Genomic DNA, 18,544 nt, shown 5'->3' with positions numbered 1-18,544 from the left:
TTGGGCTACGCGTTCACCACGGCCGACGTGGCGTTCCTGCGCTCCGCCGCCGGAACCGCCGCGCTGGCCGAGGTGAACGCGTTGCCGTTCTCCGACGCTTCTCGACTGCGTGACGTCGAGACGGCGCGGAAATCGCTCGGGCCGTCGTTCGCCCCGGTCGTGGAAACCGTGCTGCTGCGGCGTCGTGCGGTGTCCAAACTGGACTCCGCCGCGTCGTGGCTCTTCACCGACGACGCCCTGCAGCAGGCCACGGCCTCCGCTGTCGCCCGGCATCGCGCTTCGCGGTTTGCCGGTCGCACGGTGCACGACGTGACGTGTTCTGTCGGTGCCGACCTCTTCGCGTTGAGCGCGGTGGCCTCGCGGTGCGTCGGATCGGATCTTGATCCGGTGCGGCTCGCCATGGCGCGCAACAACGTTCCGGGCGGGCTCGTCGTCCAGGCCGACGCGCTGCGGCCGGTGTCGCGCGCGTCCGCCGTGACGGCCGACCCGGCTCGCCGTGACTCGTCCGGCCGCCGCAAGTGGAACCCCTCGGACTTCGTGCCGCCGCTGGACGAGCTGTCCGAGGTGTACGCGGGTGTCGACCTCGCGGTGAAGTGCGCTCCGGGCATCGACTTCGCCGTCGCGCCGTGGGCGTCCGAGGTCGAGGTGGTGTCGCTGGACGGCGCGGTCCGCGAGGCCTGCCTGTGGACGCGCGGCCTTGCCACGCCGGGGGTCTCGCGCCGGGCCACCGTTCTGCACGGGTCGTCGTCGTGGACGTTGACCGACGCCGAGCCCGACGACTGCCCGGTCGCCCCGCCCGGCGCGTGGCTCGTCGACCCGGACGGCGCGGTCGTGCGCGCCGGTCTGGTGCGGCACTACGCGGCCCAGCATGGGTTGTGGCAGCTCGACGAACGCATCGCCTACCTGAGCGGCTCCGAGCCGCCGCCCGGCATCCGGGCGTTCCGCGTGCTCGAACACGGGCACTACACGGAGAAGTCGCTCAAGTCGTTGCTCAAGACGCGGGGGATCGGCCGGCTGGAGATCCTCGTGCGCGGTCTCGACGTCGACCCGAACACGATGCGCAAGCGCCTCAAGCTCTCCGGTCCCGCCTCGGCCACCGTCGTGCTGACGCGGATCGGCTCAAAGCCGGTCTTCGTCCTGTGTGAGGCTGAGCGCACCTAGCAGCAGGTCGAGGCGGATCGCGTCGAGGTCCGGTCGCAGCCTGCCGCCCTGCGCGAGCGTCGCGATGCCGTGCAGCGAGCTCCAGAACACCTCCGTCAACGCGTCCAGGTCACGGTCGCCGTGAACGGGTTCGACCGCGGCGACCAGTTCTCCGAACGCGTCGAGCAGCTCCTGCGGCACCTCGCTCGTGCCCCACGGGAGGTCGACCTGCTGCACGAACATCGCGTCGTAGAGCGCCGGCCTCTCTCGCGCGAACTCGAGGTACGCCTCCGCTGCCGCCCGCAGCCGGGACTCCCCGCGTGACGGGCGGGCTTTCCGCAGCAGCCGGGCCAGCTCGCCGCTGCCCTGGACCGCCACCGCGCGCACGATCGCGTCCTTGCCCTTGAAGTGGCTGTAGAGCACCGGCTGGCTGTACTCGACCTTCTCGGCGAGCCTGCGCGTGGTGACCGCGTCCCAGCCCTCCGCCTCGGCCAGGTCCCGGGCCGTGTCGATGATCAGCTGATGGCGTTCGGCGCGCTCGCGCTCCCGTCGGTTCTGGATCGTCACGCCACAGAATCTAGCACTGCTAGACATCCGAGCGCTCCTAGTGTTAGCGTCGCTCTTGTCGCTAGCAGTGCTAGATTTCTCTGGAGGATGCAATGCGCTTGGCCACGATCATGGGGTGGCTCGTCGTCGCGGCGGGCTTCTACTTCGGCCTGGGCTACCTGCTCAACGGCGACGGTGCCGCGGCGGGCTTCGGCATCGCCGACCCCACCGGCTACTACGTCGTGAAGGGCGTGCGCGACCTGGCCTACGCGTTAACGGCCTTGATCCTGCTGCTCATGAAGCAACGCCGGGCCCTGGGCTGGGTGGTCCTGGCGGACTCGATCATCCCGATCGGCGACTGCATCGCGGTGATGACGCACGGCGGCACGGTCGGTTACGCGCTCATGGTGCACGGCTCGGCGGCCGTGCTCGTGCTCTTCACCGCGTTCCTGCTGCTCCGTGAGCCAGCGCCCGAACGGCCTCACGCAGTTCCGGCGCACTGATCTCCCCGAGCAGCAGCCCGGTCAGCGCCTGGAACGCCCGCAGCAGCTCGCCGGGACGCGTGGACGACACCAGCGTCCCGGCGAACGCGTCCGCGTCCCGCAGGTCGTCCAGCCCCCGCCCCTGCACCGCGTTCACGCCTTCGCGCAGGCACCACAACGACATCACGTGGTCCCGCATCCCGTTGATCATGTACACCGCCTGCCACACCCGCCCGCGCGCGATGGACGACCGCGCGTGCAGCGCGTACAACCACGCAAGCCCAACGAGTTCGCCGCGGTCGGGCTGCCCGGCCTGCGGCAGCTCGTTGGCCTCCCCGAACACCAGCCTGAACGTCGGCCCGGTGGCACCGAACTCGTCCGACGGCCAGAACGCGACGTCCACCTGCAACGTCGACCGCATCAGGAACACGCGGAACAACACCGCACCACGCCGCACATCAAGATGACCGACGGCACCACGCGCGTACATCAACGCCGTCCAGTCGACGACCACCGCGTCGATCTCACGGCCGACCGACAGCGCGAGGTCGATGTCGGACCAGCGGTCCTCCGCGCCCACCGCCGCCGACCCGGTGAGCGCGGCACCGACCACCCGCGGATCACCCTCGGCGGCGCCGACGAGATCACGCCGCAACCGGTCGCGCTCAGAAACCGTGAACACCACACAACCCCATACGCCACTTCACCCCGGCTTGCGGACCAGATTGGTGTACCCGGCCAGCGCCAGCGTCGCCAGCCCCCACACCGCGAGCTGCACCAACCAGATCGCCGCCGTGAACGCCTGCCCCTTCCGCGACGCCGTGTCGAGGTCGCACCTCGCGCGCATCCCGGTCATCGCCAACGGCAACCCCCGATCCAGCCCCAGCCCCACCAGCTCCACGGTGGAACAAGGAGTTCCGGCCCCGACCGGCGCCGAGGCGACCCGTTCGGCCACGAGATGCCCGGGCCGCGTGGACACCTGCCCGGCCCACCAGCCAATAGCCCCGGCGACGACGAGCACCAGCAACAACGCCGCTGCCGTCCGCCGCGCCCGATACCCGTACCCGGCCAGCACTCCCCACAGCCAGTGGAACCACCGCGTCAACCGCCCGCCCAGCGACCGCGGGCTGCGCCGGCGCAGATCCGTCTGCTGCGCCATGAGGATCCGGCGCACGGTGCCGTCGTGGCCGGCGGCCCGCTCGACCGCGGCCAGCCGTTGGTAACCGGACGCGTGGTAGGCGGGGGTGTGGCAGCGGATGACGTGCAGCCACTCCTCCCAGTCCCACCTCGACGCGAGCGACGCGTAGCTGAAGTGTTCGAGGCGCACCAAAGCCTTGTGCTCGCACGTCGTGCCGCGTCCTCGGTCGGGACACAGGGCGGAGTGCGGCAACCCCACCGCGACGCCGACCGCCGCGTCCCGGAGGTCCAGCACCGGAGCCGACTTCGTCTCCAGCACCACCGTTTTGTCGCAGCTGAACCTCTCGACGTGGGCGCCGGCCATCTCGATCGCGGAGCCGTTGCCGCCGGCGGAGAGCCGGGTCCGGCCGCGGAGGGTGAGATCTCCGCCTATGCGGACACGATCGGCGGTGATCGCGGGACCGGCGGGGTTGGTGATCGTCGTGTCGGTCAGCTCGACGATCCCGCTGATGCGGCCGCCGAGCAGGTTGACCGTGCTGGCCTCGTCGCGGCCCGTGATGCGGACCTCGCTCTTCAGCATGAGACTTCCGTCGACCTTGACGCTGTTCGCGTCCAGCGCGATCCCCGCACTGCAGGTGATCTCCGTGTCCCTCAGGCCGAACTGTCCCAGGAAGTGCGCACCTCGGAGGTCGAGCCCGCTGTCGTGCCCGTTGATCCGGATGTTGCGCCACAACGCGAAGGTGCCGTCCACGACGGCGCTCTCCAGGACCACCGCGGGCCCGGTGGCGTTGGTGATCTCCGTGTCCGCCATGTCGAAGTCCGACGCGAGGTGGGCGCCGGTGAGGTTGATCGCGCCGCGGTGTCCGTGCCCGAGGATCCGGACTCCGTCCCGGAAGATCAGGATTCCGCCCACCTCGAGACCACCGGCCGCCAGCGCGGGACCGGCGGTGTTGGTGATCTCCGCGCCGGTGAGGTCGAGGTCCCCGCCGATGTGGGCGCCGACGAGCCTGACCGCGCCGGGTTCGCTGTCGGCGATGATCCGGACACCGTTGCGCAGGAAGAGGACGCTGTCGAGGTGGAGGCTGTCCGCGTGGATTCCCCCGCACCGCCCGCCGTTGAAGATCAGACTCGGCAGGCTCGCGTAGAGAGCGGTGATCGGCTCTTCGATCGTGCAGTCGGTGAAGGTCAGCCCGGCCGAGGCCTTGACCCTGTTGAGGTTGAGCATGCCGTCGATCCGTGCGCCGCGCAGTCTCACGCCGGCGGCGTCGAGTTCGCCGTGGCGGCCGAGCAGCAATTCCCTGATCAGCCCGGCGGGCACCACGTCGTCCGGCTCGGCGCAGGTCAGCCACTCGCCGTCGCGGGCCGCCGCGATGAGCCGCTGCTCGATGTCGGTCACCCGCGGATCATGCCCGCGGCAGGGGCGGCCCGGTCCGGAGAACCGGTCCGCCCCACCGGGATGGCCTAACCGCGCCCCTATCCCAGTGCCACAGCGAAGATGTGCATGTTCCCGTCGTCCGGCAGCACGACACTCGCCAGTGTCTTGCCCTCCGGAGCCACGTACGTCTTCGTCGCGAAGATGTGCGTGGCGACCTTCTCGCTGCCACCGCCCGACTGGTTGCGGTACGGCGTGTTCGCGACGATCACGTTGCCGAAGCTCGGCGCCGCACCGCCGCCGCCCAGCGTCCAGTCGCTGAACCCGACGTCCACCGAAGCCGTGGTGCCGTCCGTGAACGTCACCGTGGCCGGTTTCGTGCGGGCGCCGTTGGCCGCGGAGCCGACGAACGCCAGCCGCGTTCCGGACAGGGACAGCGTCTGCTTCTGAGCCGTCGCGTTGTCGGGACGTCCGGCAGGCGAGGACGGCCACGTGAACGTGAGGCCGTCGACGGTGGCCGTGCCGCCCGGCGGAAGTCCGGCCGTGGCCAGTGCTTCGCGCGAATAGCTGTAGCCGCCGCCGTCGAAGTCGCCCTCGCCGGTGGCGTCGGCGGAGGCACCGACGTTGTTCACGGCGGCGAGCATGCTGCCCGCCGGCGCCACCTTCACGATCTGCGGCAGCACCACGGGTTTCGCGGCTCCCTCGACGTTCACCGTCACGGTGATGTCGTAGAAGCCCTGTGCCGCGTCGGGTTTGGCCGTGACCGTGAACTCGCCGGGCACGGCGCCGGTCGCCGGCGTGAACGTGAGCGCGTCCGAACCGGTGATCGTGAAGGTCGCCTTCGGGTCGCCGTCGTAGAGCTTGACCGAGTTGACCTTCGCCGTGACGGTCCCGCCGGGCTCCACCACGAGCTGGCGCGGTTCGACCGTCAGGAAGTACGGCTGGTCGTGCTTGATCGGCTTCTCGCCGTCGCGGAACGACGGCGGGGCGTCCGCGGCGCCGGTGCCCCACGACGAAGCCGTCTTGCCCAGCACGAAGTCGAGCTTGCCGCCGCGTTCCACGAACGACTCGGGCAGCCAGGTCTTCGTGGCCGCCTTGCCGTTGACCTTCAGCGACTGCACGTACTTCGTGGCCGTCCCGGCCTGGGGCGCGGTGATGGTGATGTCCTTGCCGCCACCGCGGTTGATCTTCACCGAGGTGAACAGCGGGGCGCTCAGCACCAGTTCGGCGCGGGACGGCACCTGCGGGTAGACGCCCATGGCGGTGAACACGAACCACGACGACATGGCACCGAGGTCGTCGTTGCCGGGGATGCCGCCGGGGGCGTTCTTCCACAGGGTGTTGATGGTCTCGCGCAGCGTCTCCTGCGCCTTGGCGGGCTGGCCCGTGTAGTTGTAGAGCCACGGCACGTTCACGGACGGCTCGTTGTCCAGTTCGGACTTCGCGCCGCCCCGCCCCGTCAGGGCCCAGCTGCCGTCGGCGTTGTGGAAGAAGTCGTCCAGCCGCTTGGTGGCGCGCTCCCGGCCGCCCAGCGAGTCGACGAGTCCGGCGACGTTGTGCGTGACCATCCACGTGTACTGGGCGCTGCTGCCCTCGACGAACCCGTTGCCGGTGTCGGGCGTGAAGTCCTTGACCCACGTGCCGTCGGCGTTGCGGTTGCGGATGTAGCCGCCGGTGGAGTCCGCGACCGGGTCGAAGTTGTTCTGCCACCACTGCGCGCGCTCGGCGAACGTCTTCGCGGTCTTCTTCTCGCCCGCGCGCTCGGCCAGCTGGCTGATCGCGAAGTCCGCCGCGGAGATCTCCAGGGTCTCCGCCGCGCCACCCCAGGCGTTCGACACGGCCGGCATGTACTTGTTCTGCAGGTACTTGTCGAGCGACGGCCGCTGCCCGACGGACATGACGGCCCAGCCCTCCTTGCTCAGGTCCAGCGCCGTGGGCACGGTCGCGGCCTTGACCAACGACCTCAGGGACGACTTGAGGTCGTACCCGTTGCCGCCGAACGCGGAGATGGCGGCCAGCGCGATAGGCGCCGGGTCGCCGTTCATGACGTGCGTGCCGCCGGCGGCGTGCGTCCAGCGGTCCCAGACGCCGTTGTTCTGCTCGGCCTGGTTGAGCAACGACTGCGCGATGTCGGAACCGACCTGCGGCTCGAGCATGGTGAGCAGCTGCAGCTGCGAGCGGTAGATGTCCCAGCCGGAGAACGTTCCGTACTGGGCCTTCTGCCTGCGTTTGTCGATCTTGTGGGTCTTGCCGTCGAACCCGGCGTACTCGCCGTTGACGTCGCTGAACAGGTTGGGGTGCAACAACGAGTGGTACAGCGCGGTGTAGAACTTCGTCCGCTCGTCATCGGAGCCGCCGCCGACCTCGATGCGCTTGAGCTGCTTCTGCCACGCGATGTACGCGTTGTCCCTCATGTCCTCGATGGACTGACCCTTGTTCTCGGCCTTGAGGTTGGCCTTCGCGTTGTCGAGGCTGACGTAGGAGATGCCGACCTTGACCCCGACCTGCGAGCCGGGCGCGAACCCGAGGTAGGCGCCGGAACCCTTGCCCAGCACCGGCCAGCCGTTCGTCCCGTACGTCGTGCCGCCCTGGGAGGACGTGCTTCCGGGCGTGACAACGTTGTCCTGGTACGTGCCGACCTCGGCGAACTCCTGGTCGAACTCCGCCACGAAGTGCAGCGTGTAGTAGCTGCGACGGCCGGCCTGGTTGATGTAACCGCAGAAGTTGCCGCTGGTCACGGAGCCGGTGATGGTCCGCTTGTCCTTGTCGACCACGGTCTGGGCGTCACTGCTGCCGACCTGCGACTTGGAGGTGTTGATCAGCACCGTCGCCGGCTTGTCGGCGGGAAAGCTGAACCGCGCCGCACCAGTGCGTTCGGTGGCGGACAGCTCGGCCTTGGCGCCGGACTTGAGCGTCACGTCGTAACGCCCGGGCTTGGCCACCTCGTCCGCGTGCGCGAACTCGCTGGCGTAAACGGCATCCGTCGCGTCCGTGGTCGGCGACGTCGTGACGGTCCCGACGTGCGGGAAGATCGGGATGTCACCGCTGCCGCCCGCGCAGCCCGTCCCCGACATGTGGGTGAGGCTGAAGCCGCGGATCTTCGTGGCGTCGTACCGGTAACCGCCGGGAGCCGCGGCGCGCAGGGTGTTGCCGCGACTGGCCTCCGGGCTGAAGGAGAACATGCCGAACGGCACGACCGCGCCGGGGAAGGTGTTCCCGAGGTTGGTCGTGCCGATGAACGGGTTCACGTGTGCTGCCGGATCCGGCACCACCTGGACCTGGGGCTGAGCGGAGGCAGGGACCACTACTCCGAACGTCATGGCCACCGCCACCGCAGCTGTCGTGAGGACTCTTCGCTGCATGGACGCGGACCCTACTTTCCGTGCCCGCCCAACCCCAGAGAGCGACGCGAAGTTGTCGTCAAACGGACAAGCGCTGCTCCATGAAGGCCCTCAGTGCGGGCCAATCGCAGTCTTCCGCGACCTCTACCTGGTGCTTTCCCTCGACGAGGGCACCCTCGTCGTCGATGTCCAGACCGTGCGTCTTGAGCGTGAGGCTGCCGGGCACGATCGCCTCCGCCACCGCCACGGCGTCGTGGATCAGGATGCCCTCCTCGCGCCCGGACATGTTCTGCTCGGAGTGCCGCGCGAGGTACTCCCGGTACGTGCCGGTGAGGTTGCTGAGCACCGGGTCGACGTTCGCGAGGAACTCGGTGTCCGCGATGCACCGCTGCGTCAGGTTGAGCGGGACGACGACCGGGTTGCCCCGGCGGATCACCGTCCGGGCCGCCTCGGCGTCGGCCCAGAAGTTGAACTCGGCCCGCAGCGTCATGTTGCCGACGCCGAGCCCGCCGCCCATGACGATCAGCCGCGGGAACTCGACACCCGCCTCCAGAGCGCGGGCTATGTTCGTGAGCGGCCCGATCGCGGCGACGACCGTGTCCGGCGTGATGGTGTCCGCGAAGAACTGCACGACGTCTTCGCCTTTCACCCCTTCGGGGTTCTCCGGCAACGTGAGCGCCTGCCCGCCGAGCCCGTCCTCACCGTGCACGTCCGCCGCCCCACCAGGCCCGCCGAAGCCCCTGACCACCGGCACGTCGGCGCGCCCGAGGTGCGCGAGCAGCCGCAACGCGTTGGCCGTCGTCAGGTCCAGCCCGACGTTGCCGAAGACCGTCGTCAGACCCCGGAGCTCGACCTCGGGACTGCGGGCAGCGAGCGCGATCGCGAACGCGTCGTCGACGCCGGGGTCGGTGTCGATGATGAGAGGAGTCGCCATGCCCCTAGGGTGCCTCAGCGCCGACTTCGGCGACGTCCCACACGACGCACCGCACACCGGGCGGCTCGGTCGCACCCTGGTCGAGCATGGCCTGGTGGTAACGCCGGGCGTCCGCCTCGTTGTCGTACACCTGGATCATGTGCCCCTCGAGCGTCCACGTGCCGTGCACGAACCCGGGCAGCCCGACCTTGCTCGACGCCATCAGCGGCACCTGCGCCCGCAACGCGTCGAGCGCTCCCGGGTCGATGTCCCAGACGCCGATGACCGCCCACATGGGGCCACTGTAGAACCGTCTCGGGCGTGTCGGCCGCCTGAAGTTAAGGTGCCGTCCATGACTTCGATGTGGGGAGCACCCGTCTGGACGCGCTGGCGCAGGTCGCGCCGTGACCCGATGCAGGCGCGCTTCCTCACGGTGGCCTCCCTGCGCTGGGTGCTGCGCCACCGCGCCTACACCCCCTGGTACATCGTGCGGTACTACCGGCTGCTGAAGTTCCGCCTGCTCAACCCGCACGTCGTGCTGCGCGGCATGGTGTTCTTCGGCAAGCGGGTCGAGGTCATGGCCCGCCCCGGCTTCGGCCGCCTCGAGATCGGCCGCTGGGTGCACATCGGCGACGGCAACGCCATCCGGTGCCACGAGGGGTCGCTGCGCATCGGCGACAAGGTCGTGTTCGGCAAGGACAACACGGTCAACTGCTACCTCGACATCGAGATCGGCGCGTCGTCGCTGGTCGCGGACTGGGTGTACATCTGCGACTTCGACCACAGGGTCGAGGACATCACGCTGCCGATCAAGGACCAGGGCATCGTGAAGTCGCCGGTGCGCATCGGGCCGGACTGCTGGCTCGGCGCCAAGGTGACCGTGCTGCGCGGCACCCGCGTCGGGCGCGGGTGCGTGCTGGGCGCGCACGCGATCGTGCGCGGGGACATCCCGGACTTCAAGATCGCGGTCGGCATGCCGGCGCGGGTGGTGCGGGACCGGCGCGCCGACTACGAGGCGGACGCGCAGCGGCGGGCGGACATCGCGGACATGGCCCGCAAGGCCAAGGAGGCGCTGGACAAGTCGATGGAGAGCCAGCCGTGATCTCCTGCGACCGGGTCTTCCGCGCCACCGACCTGGCGGAGGTGCCGCGCAAGCCTGGCGTCTACGTGTGGTTCTTCGACGAGATCCCGGCGGACGTGCCGACCGAGGGCTGTCACGTCGGTGAGCACGGCACCGCGCTGTACGTGGGCATCGCGACGGTCAAGCGGACGCTGAGGTCGCGCCTGCGCAACCACTTCCGCGGCAACGCGTCCGGGTCCACACTGCGACTCACCCTCGGTTGCCACCTCGACCTGCCGTTGCGGCAGGTGGGGTCGCGGCTGACGTTCGGTGATCAGGAACCCGTGGTGAGCGAGTGGCTCGCCGAGCACGGACGCGTCGCGTGCGTCGCTCACGACGATCCCGAATCGCTCGAACAGGAGCTGCTCGGCACCGGCCGGTTCCCGTTGAACATCAAGGACAACCCGCACCCGTACGCGAAGCTGGTCAGCGAGCGACGCGCTGCGGCCAGGTCAGCGGCGCGAGCTGTGGGCGCTTAGGTGCGAAGCCGTCGCCCGGCTGCCGGCCGATGAGCTTGTTGCGCGTCCGCGTGTAGGCCACGGGCAGCACCTGCTCGCGCAGCCACCGCCAGTGGTCCAGCACCGAGGCCGACGCGGCCGTGCCCTCCAGCGGCAGCAGCCAGGCCGGGTCGGACGGAATGCCGAGCGTCGACAGCACGTGCCCGGCCAACCGCCTGTGCCCCAACGACGACAGGTGCAGGCGGTCAGGGCCGAAGTAGCGCGAGTCGTGCACGCACTCGTCGGCCTCGACGTCGACCAGGACGGCGCCGTAGCGGGAAGCCGCGGTGCGCATGGCCGAGTTCAGGGCCTCGATGCGGGGGCGCATGCGCCGGCCGAACGGCATGCGGTGCGAGATGTCGCTCAACGTGAAGACGGCGACGGTCGGTGCGAACGACGTCACGGCGCGCACCATCGCGTCTGCTCGCTCAGCGATCTGTTCGGTGGTGGCGTTGGACATGACGTCGTTGCCGCCGCCGAAGAGCACGACGAGGTCGGGTTCCAGCGCCCGAGCGGACGGGACCTGCTCCACCAGCATCTGGTCGAGACGGCGGCCGCGCACGCCGAGGTTGGCGTAGCGGAAGCCCGGCGCGTCCAGTGCGGACGCGACCCGGTCGGCCCAGCCGCGGTACCGGCCGTCGGGGAGCAGGTCGTCCAGGCCCTCGGTGCAGCTGTCCCCGAGCGCCACGAAGCGTTGGTAAGTCATTCAGTCCTCGGTCACCTGTTGTTAACGGGACCGGCGACTGTAGCGGATCTAGGTGAACAGATTGCCCGTCGCGATTTTGGGGCGCCCCAACACACGTGGTTCGCGCACGGCAGCGGACGAGTACACGGACGCCGTGTCGGCGGCGATCGTGGCCCAGTTGAAGTCGGAGACGAGCCGTGCTTTCGCCGCGCGCGCACGGGATGCGGCCGAGGTGGGGTCGGACAGCACGTCACGCACGGCGCGGGTGAGTCCGTCCACGTCGCCGGGGACGAACGACAGTCCGGTGACGCCGTCCAGCACGACCTCGCCGAGCCCTCCGGCGGTCGACGCGACCAGGGGAGTCCCGGCGGCCGCGGCTTCCAGGGCCACGATGCCGAAAGGTTCGTAACGGGAGGGCAGCACCACGGCGTCGGCCGCGGTGAGCACCGCCGCCAGGGTCCTGTCGGAGAGGTGCCCGACGAACTCCACGGCCCGCAGCACGCGGTGCTTGCGCGCCTGGTCCTGCAGCCACTCGGTCTGCGACCCACCGCCGGCGACGACCACGCGCGTGCCCCGGTGGGCGCGGCGGATGCGGGGGAGCGCGGCGATCAGGTCCTGGATGCCCTTCTCCCACTCGATGCGGCCGAAGAAGAACAGCAGCGGATCACCGTGCGGCGAGTACGTGCGCCGGGCGGCGCCGACGTCCTTCGCGCGCACCTTCCAGCCGCCCGGCTCGATGCCGTTGTGCAGCACGGAGACGTCGGCGGTGTCCACTTCGAACAGATGCGCGACCTCGCTCCGCATCGCCGACGAGCACGTGATCAACGAGTCGGCGCGGTTCGCCAGCCACCACTCCACGGAGTGCACCTGCTGGTTCAGCGGGTGCGACAGCCAGCCCGAGTGACGGCCCGCCTCGGTGGCGTGGATCGTGGCGACCAGCGGCACGCCGAAGGCCTCAGCCAGCGCCACGGCCGGGTGCGCGACGAGCCAGTCGTGCGCGTGCACCACGTCCGGGCGCCACGAACTCAGAGCCAGCCCGGCGCGCGTCATCGCGTGGCCCATCGCGAGCGTCCAGGCCAGGAGGTCCTTCTCGAACACGAAGTGCGCCGGGTCCTCGGCGACGCGGACCAGCCGCACGCCCTCGCTGACCACGTCGACCGTCGGGTGCGTGATCGCGTCCGTGCCGGAGGGCTGGCGGCACAGCACGACGACGTCGTGCCCCTGCGCGGCCAGCTGTGTCGCGAGCGCGTGGACGTGCCTGCCCAGCCCGCCGACGACCACCGGCGGGTACTCCCACGACAACATCAGCACGCGCATCCCGTTACCCCATTCCTCGCGCGTCCAGGTGCCCGAACGGGCCGTCCGCCGCGCGGAGCTCCGCCGCCCTGCCCAGTCCGCGACCGTGTCGTGCCAACGCCGCGAGCTCGCTGAAGCGGTCGCTGTGAATCTTCGCGCGGTAGCGGGCGTAGTCGGCGGCCGAGTCCTTCGTGACCATGAAGGCCCAGTCGCTCGACAACGCCAGCAGCGCCTCGCGCACCGCCTGGTCCAGCACCGGATCCCTCACGTCGGAGGAGAAGTCCAGCCCCAGCAGCTCCTTCTGCACCGACTCGTTCAGCGACACGATGTCGGCGACCTGCGCGCCGTCCCACACGCGCCAGTCCTTGCCGCTGCCCCACGACGACGCTGGCAGCTCGACCGGAGCGCCCACGTGCCCGGCCTCGACGGCACCTCGCAACGTCGTCACGCGCACACCCGCCTCGGGCAACGCGCGCAGCACGCCCTCCAGCCACAACGGACCCTCGTGCCACCAGTGCCCGTACAACTCGGTGTCGTAGGCCGCCACGACCAGCCCGCCATCGATCGCACGCAACCGCCGCACGACCGTCTCCACGAAGTCGGCCACGTGCCTGTCCAGGGCCTCGCGCGCCAGCAACGGGTCGTACGGACGCTTGTCCTCGGGCGCCACGTTCTTGCCCGTCACGCGCGACGGCTTGAGGCCCGTCGGATGATCATAAGTGTGAAAATCCCGGTACGCGGCATCGCCCGGATAGCCGACCTTCGGCGACCAGACGCGGTACGAGACCTCGAGATCGCGCCCGAACGCCAGCACGTCCGACGATCCCACGGGATGCGCGGACGACGTGTCGCCGTGCAGCGCGGGCCCGTCGACCATGAACCTCTTGACGCCCGCCGCCGCGTATCCCGCCTCCATGCCGGGCGAGTAGCCGCACTCCGGCGCCCAGATCCCCTCGGGAGCACGGCCGATGCGCAGCGCGGTGTCGTCCAGGCCGGTCCGCAGGGCGAACGCCCGCACCCGCGGGTCCAGCAACGGCTGGAAGGGGTGCGTCGCCGGCCCGCCGAGCAGCTCGATCGTCGACGAGTCCACAAGCGACCTCAGGACGGGCGAGAACCCGTGCCGCCACTGGGTTTCGAACCTGTCCAGCGCCCAGGAGGACGCGCGGTGCTCGTACGCCGACAGCTCCGGCAGCCGTTCCCCGGCGAAGTGCGAGCGCAGGTGCCAGTTGCCGAGCCAGTCGTGCATGCCGCGCAGGGAGTACGGGTCGTCCAGCTGCGCGGCCAGGACCGGGGTGACGCCGAGCGTCAGCACGTCGGAGCGGCCCTCGTCGGCGAAGCGCCGCAGCATGTCCACGACGGGCAGGTACGAGTGCGCCCACGCCTGGTAGAGCCACTCCTCGCCGACCGGCCACGCGCCGTGGTGGGCGAGCCAGGGCAGGTGGCTGTGCAGGACCAGGCAGAACGTGCCCTCGGAGGCCTTCGTCGTGTGCTGCTCGGTCACGTGCGCACCGCCACGGCCACGAGGTCGAGGCAGGCGTCCATGTCGTCTCCGGTGATGTCGAAGTCCTCCACCGCCACCGACTCCACAGCCTCCTTGAGCTCGACCGGCCACGGCGCACCGGACAGGGCGACTTCGACCTGTGCGTTGATGATCTGTCCGTTCAGGAGCGTGTCAAGCCTTGGTCCGTGACGCAGTCCCGTCAGTTCGTCAACGCGGAAACCAGCGTCGCGCAGCATCTCGTCCAGTTCGGACGGTGCCAGTTCCCTGGTGTGGAACGGGTTCAGCGGCGTGTCCTGGCCGGGCGAGAACGTCAGCCTGTTCGGCGTCGTGACGATGAGCTTCCCGCCGGGACGCAGCACCCGCAGGCACTCCGCCAGGAACCCCTCCTGGTCCCACAGGTGCTCGATGACCTGCAGGTTCGCCACCACGTCGACGCTCTGGTCGCGCAACGGCAGCGTCGCCAGGTTCCCGCGCAGCACGTTCAGCTGAGGGTAGGCGCGGGCCACGTGCTGCGAGGTCAGCTCGTCGTAGTCGAGGGCGACCACCCGGCGGGCGACCGTGCGGATCAGCTGGGCGCCGTAGCCCTCGCCGCACCCCGCCTCCAGCACGACGGCGTCCGCGCAGTGGCCGAGGAGGTGGAGATAGGCCGCCTCGTGGCGCCGGAACCAGTAGTTCTCTTCCGCGATACCGGGGACTGTGCGTTCGCCGGTCAGGGGGAGGGTCACGCCCGCCAGGTTACTTGTGAGTAGACCGCCTGCGAACTACCTGGTGCGCGATCGCGGTGGCGACACCGGCCGCGGCGAGCACCGCGGTCGTCGGGGTGTCCATGTACTTGGACAGGCTGGGCGACTGGCTCGGCCCGGCCAGCCACATCGTCAACGGGGTCGCGTAGGCCAGCGCGAGGGCGCCTGACCACCAGCGCAGGGCCTTGGACCTGCTGTCGCGCAGGCTCGCGGCGAGCACGACGGCGATCGGGATGCCGGAGAGCAGGCCGAACTGGCCGACGACCATGACGGGGGCGGCCCAGGCCGCGACCAGTGTGGACGTCGACGGGTGAACGGCGATGCGGGTGGTCGTGGTCATGACGAGCTCCTTCGTTCGTTAGCGGCAGTCGCAGTTGTTAGAGGTTCTAACTCTCGTGACACGAAGAAGCTAAGCCGAAGCGGGCGTGACTGTCAATAACAAGTGTGAGAGGGTCTAACTATGGTGATGGAGTCAGGCGTGGACGCAGGGCGGAACCCTCGCGAGCGCTACCGAGCCCAGGTGCGCGACGAGGTCAAGCGGCACGCGTGGGAGCAGATCGCCGCCAACGGCGTGACAGCGTTGTCACTCAACGCCATCGCCAAGGAGATGGGCATGACCGGGCCGGCGCTGTACCGGTACTTCGCCGGTCGCGACGAGCTGATCACCGCGCTCATCCGGGACGCCTACCGCAGCCTCGCCGACACCGTCCGCGCCGCCCACGAGGCGGGGACGACCGCCGTGGCGCTCGCCGCGGTCATCCGGGAGTGGGCGCTGAGCGACCCGCAGCGGTACCTGCTGATCTACGGCACGCCGGTGCCCGGCTACCACGCGCCCGACGACATCACCGCCATCTCGGACGAGATCCTGGCGGTGCTCCTGGAGGTCTGCGGCACGGCGGAGGAGACGCCGCAGAGCCCGTTCGACGTGTTCCTGGGCATGGACCGGCGGTGGGCGGGCAAGCTCCTGGCGTCGTCGCCGACGGTGCACCGCGCCCTGTCGTTCTGGACGCGCCTGCAGGGCGTCCTGTCGCTCGAGCTCTCCGGGCACCTCACGCCCATGGGGTTCGACCCCGGGCTGCTCCTCGCGGAGGAAGTCGCGGACCTCTGATCAGAACGGCGAGACCGTGACGGCCAGCGCTCCCGGACCCACGTTCGCGCCGATCGCGGCGCTGACCTGCGTCAGGACGACGTCGCGGGCGTGCGGGATCCGCTTCTGCAGCATCTGGAGCAGCTCGTGGCCCTCCTTCTCGGCCGCGAAGTGCTCGACCGCGAGGTCCACGTTGCGCCCGTAGGCGAGCGCCACGGCCTTGTCCACGAGCTTGGCCAGCGCCCGGTCGCGGCCCACGACCTTGTCGAACGGCTCCACCTCGCCGTCCACGACGGTGAGCAGCGGCTTCACCGAGAGCGCGTCGCCGAAGACCTTGGCCGCCGCGCTGACCCGGCCCGCCTGGCGCAGGTAGTGCAGCGTGTCGACGTAGATCAGCACGCTGGCGTCCCGCCCGCGCTGCTCGGCGACGCTGCGCGCGTTCTGGACGTTGCCGCCGCTCTGCACGATCCGCGCGGCCGCGAGCGCCGCGAAGCCGAGCGTCATGCCCGACGAGTGCGAGTCCACGATGAACACCGGCACGCGCGACTTGGCCGCGGCCTGCTTCGCCGCGTCCGTCGCGGGGGAGAGCTTCGGCGTCACGTGCACCGACACGATCGTCTCCGCGCCCTTCGCCCACGCGTCCTGGTAGGCCCAGAAGAACGCGTCCGGCGCCGGCGGCTGCGTCGTGATCGGGATCTGCGCCTCCATCGCCCGCAGCAGCCTGTCGGTCGGCACGTACGCCTCTTCGATCAACTCCGACCCGATCTTGAGCTGCATCGGGACCGTGATGATGTCGAACCGGTCCGCCAGACGGGACGGGAGTGACGCGGTCGAGTCGGTGACGACGGCTACTCGTGAGGACACGAACGAGGAGGTTAACGAAGCGTGATCGCGGTAGCCACGACCGATGGATGGCAATTCGTGTGATCTCGACCTGGGTGGTCGCTTTCCGTGCGCGGCGAACGCACGGAGTGAACACCCCGGAATGGCCTCCCGGTTGACACAATCGGGTGACTGGACGTTCTTTGGTGTTGATCTAGGGACGTCTTGTTTGCGCAGCAAGAGGGCGATATTCCACGTGTTACTGCAAGCCCGTCCGTCCACTTTCGACGCTGGTTGGCCCCTTCGGCCGTGGGTAAGCTCGCCCAATCTTCGGCCCGGTTGAGTGAGTAGGTGACCATGGGTGCAAAAGAGCAGGAACTAGTTCCGCTGCACGCCGGTTTCGACGTTGTCTACCGTGGTTTTCACCGCCGTCAGGTCATCGAGCACATCGAGAATCTCGAGGAGCAGCTGCGCTTCACGAGCCTCGACAGGGCCGAGGCGCTGGCGCAGGCGGCCGATCTGCGCAAGCTCCTGGAAATGACGCGCCAGGACCTGGAAGAGGCGCGCGCCAGGATCGAACGCCTGGAGACCACGTCCGGTTCGCACGCGAGCGCCACCGAACGGATGCACCGCATGCTCCGCCTCGCCGAGGACGAGACCGCGGAGATGCACCTGCAGGCCGAACGCGAGTGCGCCGATCTCCGCGAGCGCACCGACGGCGAGGTCGCCGCCCTGCGGGCAGAGGCCGAACGCGAGGCCGCAGCCATGCGCGCCGAGGCCGAGTCCGAGCTCTACGCCACCCGCCACGACTGCGCTTCGCGCGCCGCCGCCGTGGAGCGCCGCGAGCTCGAGATGGAGCGCCGCTGCGCCGATCTCGAGGCCCAGCACCGCCAGCGCGCCGACGAGGTGGAGCGCGAGTGCGCGGAGGCCGTCGAACTGGCCCAGGTCGACGCGGACAGGCTGCTGCGGGAGACCGCCCTCCAGTGCAACTCGCTGGAGGCCGACTCCGAACGCAAGCGCGAGAAGGCGCAGCAGTTCTTCGACCTCACGATGACCCGGCGCCGCAACGAGGCCGCGCAACACCTGCAGGAGCAGGAGGCGCTGGCCAAGGCCCGTTCGGAGTTCGTGGTGAAGATGGCGAGCCGCGAGGCGCAGCGCCGCCTCGCCGAGGTCGCCGACCGGACCGTGGAGCTGAACGAGCTGCGCCGCACCGTCCACTCGCAACTGTCCGCGGCCCGCGCCGTCCTCTCCGCGGCCGCTGAACGCGTTGCGCCCGTGCACATCCCGGAGCAGGTGGCCGCCTCGTGAGGCGCTGGGTCCCGCTGCTCGCCGGCGCGCTGATGGTGCCGGCGTCGGTGACGGCGTTCGGCTTCTCCGTGTACGGCGAGGAACTCACGACGGCCCTGTCGTCCTCGCCCGCGGTGCCCGTCGTGCAGTCGGGCCCGGTACCGGTCACCGACTTCCTGGTGCCCCTCCGGATGGAACCGGCCGCACCCCTCGTGCTGCCGGCCGCCGTCGCCCAGGATGCCGTGCGCGACCTGTTCACCTCGCACTCGGTCAAGGGCATCACCTTCGCGCCGGGCACCGCGTCCCTGGTGGGCCGCGGCGAGGACGTGCGGCGATCGCTCGCGGGCGTGCTGCGCAACGTGGCCGGCTCGGTGACGCTGATCGCGCACGCCTGGAACGGCGAGACGGCGTCGCACCGCTGCGACGTGCTCGCGATGGAGAGGGCCGGCCTGCTGCGGCAGTACCTGGCCGAGCAGGGCGTGGACAGCGTGATCACCACTCGGGTGGTCGTGGACCCCGTCTGGGGCCCTCCCACGGACTTCGGACCTCAGATCGACGTCCTCGTCACCTAGGAG

At 70.0% G+C, this 18,544-nt stretch carries 19 protein-coding genes; 7 read left to right on the top strand and 12 right to left on the bottom strand.

What is annotated here, in order from left to right; translation table 11 throughout:
* Complete coding sequence (locus IE307_RS23675; protein ID WP_191301165.1) at nt 1–1,161, top strand: THUMP-like domain-containing protein; 1,161 nt, start codon at nt 1–3, stop codon at nt 1,159–1,161.
* Here IE307_RS23675 and IE307_RS23670 read toward each other — a convergent pair.
* A complete protein-coding gene (locus IE307_RS23670; RefSeq protein ID WP_191301163.1) occupies nt 1,120–1,707 on the bottom strand; it encodes a TetR/AcrR family transcriptional regulator in 588 nt (195 codons plus the stop codon). The two genes, IE307_RS23675 and IE307_RS23670, sit on opposite strands and share 42 nt — an antisense overlap.
* 92 nt (nt 1,708–1,799) lie before the next feature.
* Between IE307_RS23670 and IE307_RS23665 the strand changes: the two genes are divergently transcribed.
* Complete coding sequence (locus IE307_RS23665) at nt 1,800–2,189, top strand: DUF4267 domain-containing protein (RefSeq protein WP_191301161.1); 390 nt, start codon at nt 1,800–1,802, stop codon at nt 2,187–2,189.
* Here the strand turns inward: IE307_RS23665 and IE307_RS23660 are convergent.
* From IE307_RS23660 to IE307_RS23640, 5 genes are all read right to left on the bottom strand, one after another.
* Nucleotides 2,125–2,850 carry a nucleotidyltransferase domain-containing protein gene (locus IE307_RS23660; RefSeq protein ID WP_191301159.1) on the bottom strand — a complete coding sequence of 242 codons (726 nt, stop codon included), beginning with the start codon at nt 2,848–2,850 and terminating at the stop codon, nt 2,125–2,127. The two genes, IE307_RS23665 and IE307_RS23660, sit on opposite strands and share 65 nt — an antisense overlap.
* 21 nt (nt 2,851–2,871) lie before the next feature.
* Nucleotides 2,872–4,701, bottom strand: coding sequence for a hypothetical protein (locus IE307_RS23655; protein WP_191301157.1), 1,830 nt, complete (start codon nt 4,699–4,701; stop codon nt 2,872–2,874).
* Nucleotides 4,702–4,778: 77 nt separating this feature from the next.
* The gene (locus IE307_RS23650) at nt 4,779–8,039 is read right to left on the bottom strand and encodes a GH92 family glycosyl hydrolase (protein WP_191301154.1); all 3,261 of its coding nucleotides are present in this window, start codon (nt 8,037–8,039) and stop codon (nt 4,779–4,781) included.
* 58 nt (nt 8,040–8,097) lie between these two features.
* Complete coding sequence (locus IE307_RS23645; RefSeq protein WP_191301152.1) at nt 8,098–8,952, bottom strand: nucleoside hydrolase; 855 nt, start codon at nt 8,950–8,952, stop codon at nt 8,098–8,100.
* A gap of 4 nt (nt 8,953–8,956) precedes the next feature.
* The gene (locus IE307_RS23640; RefSeq protein WP_191301150.1) at nt 8,957–9,226 is read right to left on the bottom strand and encodes a hypothetical protein; all 270 of its coding nucleotides are present in this window, start codon (nt 9,224–9,226) and stop codon (nt 8,957–8,959) included.
* 57 nt (nt 9,227–9,283) lie between these two features.
* On the opposite strand from IE307_RS23640, the gene IE307_RS23635 reads away from it, so the two are divergent.
* Both IE307_RS23635 and IE307_RS23630 read left to right on the top strand, forming a co-directional pair.
* Complete coding sequence (locus tag IE307_RS23635; protein ID WP_191301148.1) at nt 9,284–10,033, top strand: acyltransferase; 750 nt, start codon at nt 9,284–9,286, stop codon at nt 10,031–10,033.
* On the top strand, nt 10,030–10,530 hold the full coding sequence (locus tag IE307_RS23630; RefSeq protein ID WP_191301146.1) for a GIY-YIG nuclease family protein: 501 nt from the start codon (nt 10,030–10,032) through the stop codon (nt 10,528–10,530). The genes IE307_RS23635 and IE307_RS23630 overlap by 4 nt, the downstream gene beginning before the upstream one ends.
* Here the strand turns inward: IE307_RS23630 and IE307_RS23625 are convergent.
* From IE307_RS23625 to IE307_RS23605, 5 genes are read right to left on the bottom strand one after another with little or no spacing between them, the layout of a single operon-like run.
* Nucleotides 10,478–11,254, bottom strand: a complete 777-nt coding sequence (locus IE307_RS23625) for an SGNH/GDSL hydrolase family protein (RefSeq protein ID WP_191301144.1) — start codon at nt 11,252–11,254, stop codon at nt 10,478–10,480. The two genes, IE307_RS23630 and IE307_RS23625, sit on opposite strands and share 53 nt — an antisense overlap.
* A gap of 48 nt (nt 11,255–11,302) precedes the next feature.
* Nucleotides 11,303–12,550, bottom strand: a complete 1,248-nt coding sequence (locus IE307_RS23620; protein ID WP_191301142.1) for a glycosyltransferase family 4 protein — start codon at nt 12,548–12,550, stop codon at nt 11,303–11,305.
* Nucleotides 12,551–12,554: 4 nt separating this feature from the next.
* The gene (locus IE307_RS23615; RefSeq protein ID WP_191301140.1) at nt 12,555–14,030 is read right to left on the bottom strand and encodes a 1,4-alpha-glucan branching protein domain-containing protein; all 1,476 of its coding nucleotides are present in this window, start codon (nt 14,028–14,030) and stop codon (nt 12,555–12,557) included.
* Complete coding sequence (locus tag IE307_RS23610) at nt 14,027–14,755, bottom strand: class I SAM-dependent methyltransferase (protein WP_229905010.1); 729 nt, start codon at nt 14,753–14,755, stop codon at nt 14,027–14,029. The genes IE307_RS23615 and IE307_RS23610 overlap by 4 nt, the downstream gene beginning before the upstream one ends.
* Nucleotides 14,756–14,765: 10 nt before the next feature.
* The gene (locus IE307_RS23605) at nt 14,766–15,113 is read right to left on the bottom strand and encodes a hypothetical protein (protein WP_191301138.1); all 348 of its coding nucleotides are present in this window, start codon (nt 15,111–15,113) and stop codon (nt 14,766–14,768) included.
* Between the two features lie 138 nt (nt 15,114–15,251).
* On the opposite strand from IE307_RS23605, the gene IE307_RS23600 reads away from it, so the two are divergent.
* Nucleotides 15,252–15,881, top strand: a complete 630-nt coding sequence (locus tag IE307_RS23600) for a TetR/AcrR family transcriptional regulator (protein ID WP_373306034.1) — start codon at nt 15,252–15,254, stop codon at nt 15,879–15,881.
* Here IE307_RS23600 and IE307_RS23595 read toward each other — a convergent pair whose 3' ends face one another.
* Nucleotides 15,882–16,724 carry a DegV family protein gene (locus IE307_RS23595; protein ID WP_191301136.1) on the bottom strand — a complete coding sequence of 281 codons (843 nt, stop codon included), beginning with the start codon at nt 16,722–16,724 and terminating at the stop codon, nt 15,882–15,884.
* Nucleotides 16,725–17,039: 315 nt separating this feature from the next.
* Between IE307_RS23595 and IE307_RS23590 the strand changes: the two genes are divergently transcribed.
* Together IE307_RS23590 and IE307_RS23585 are read left to right on the top strand one after the other, a co-directional pair.
* Nucleotides 17,040–17,990 (top strand): coiled-coil domain-containing protein, encoded by a 951-nt coding sequence (locus IE307_RS23590; RefSeq protein WP_191301134.1) that lies wholly within the window; start codon nt 17,040–17,042, stop codon nt 17,988–17,990.
* On the top strand, nt 17,987–18,541 hold the full coding sequence (locus IE307_RS23585) for a hypothetical protein (protein ID WP_191301131.1): 555 nt from the start codon (nt 17,987–17,989) through the stop codon (nt 18,539–18,541). The genes IE307_RS23590 and IE307_RS23585 overlap by 4 nt, the downstream gene beginning before the upstream one ends.
* The last annotated feature ends 3 nt before the right edge of the window (nt 18,542–18,544 follow it).

It is taken from the genome of Lentzea cavernae (assembly GCF_014653695.1).
GTDB lineage: Bacteria > Actinomycetota > Actinomycetes > Mycobacteriales > Pseudonocardiaceae > Lentzea > Lentzea cavernae.
This window is presented reverse-complemented; position numbering and strand designations above follow the sequence as displayed.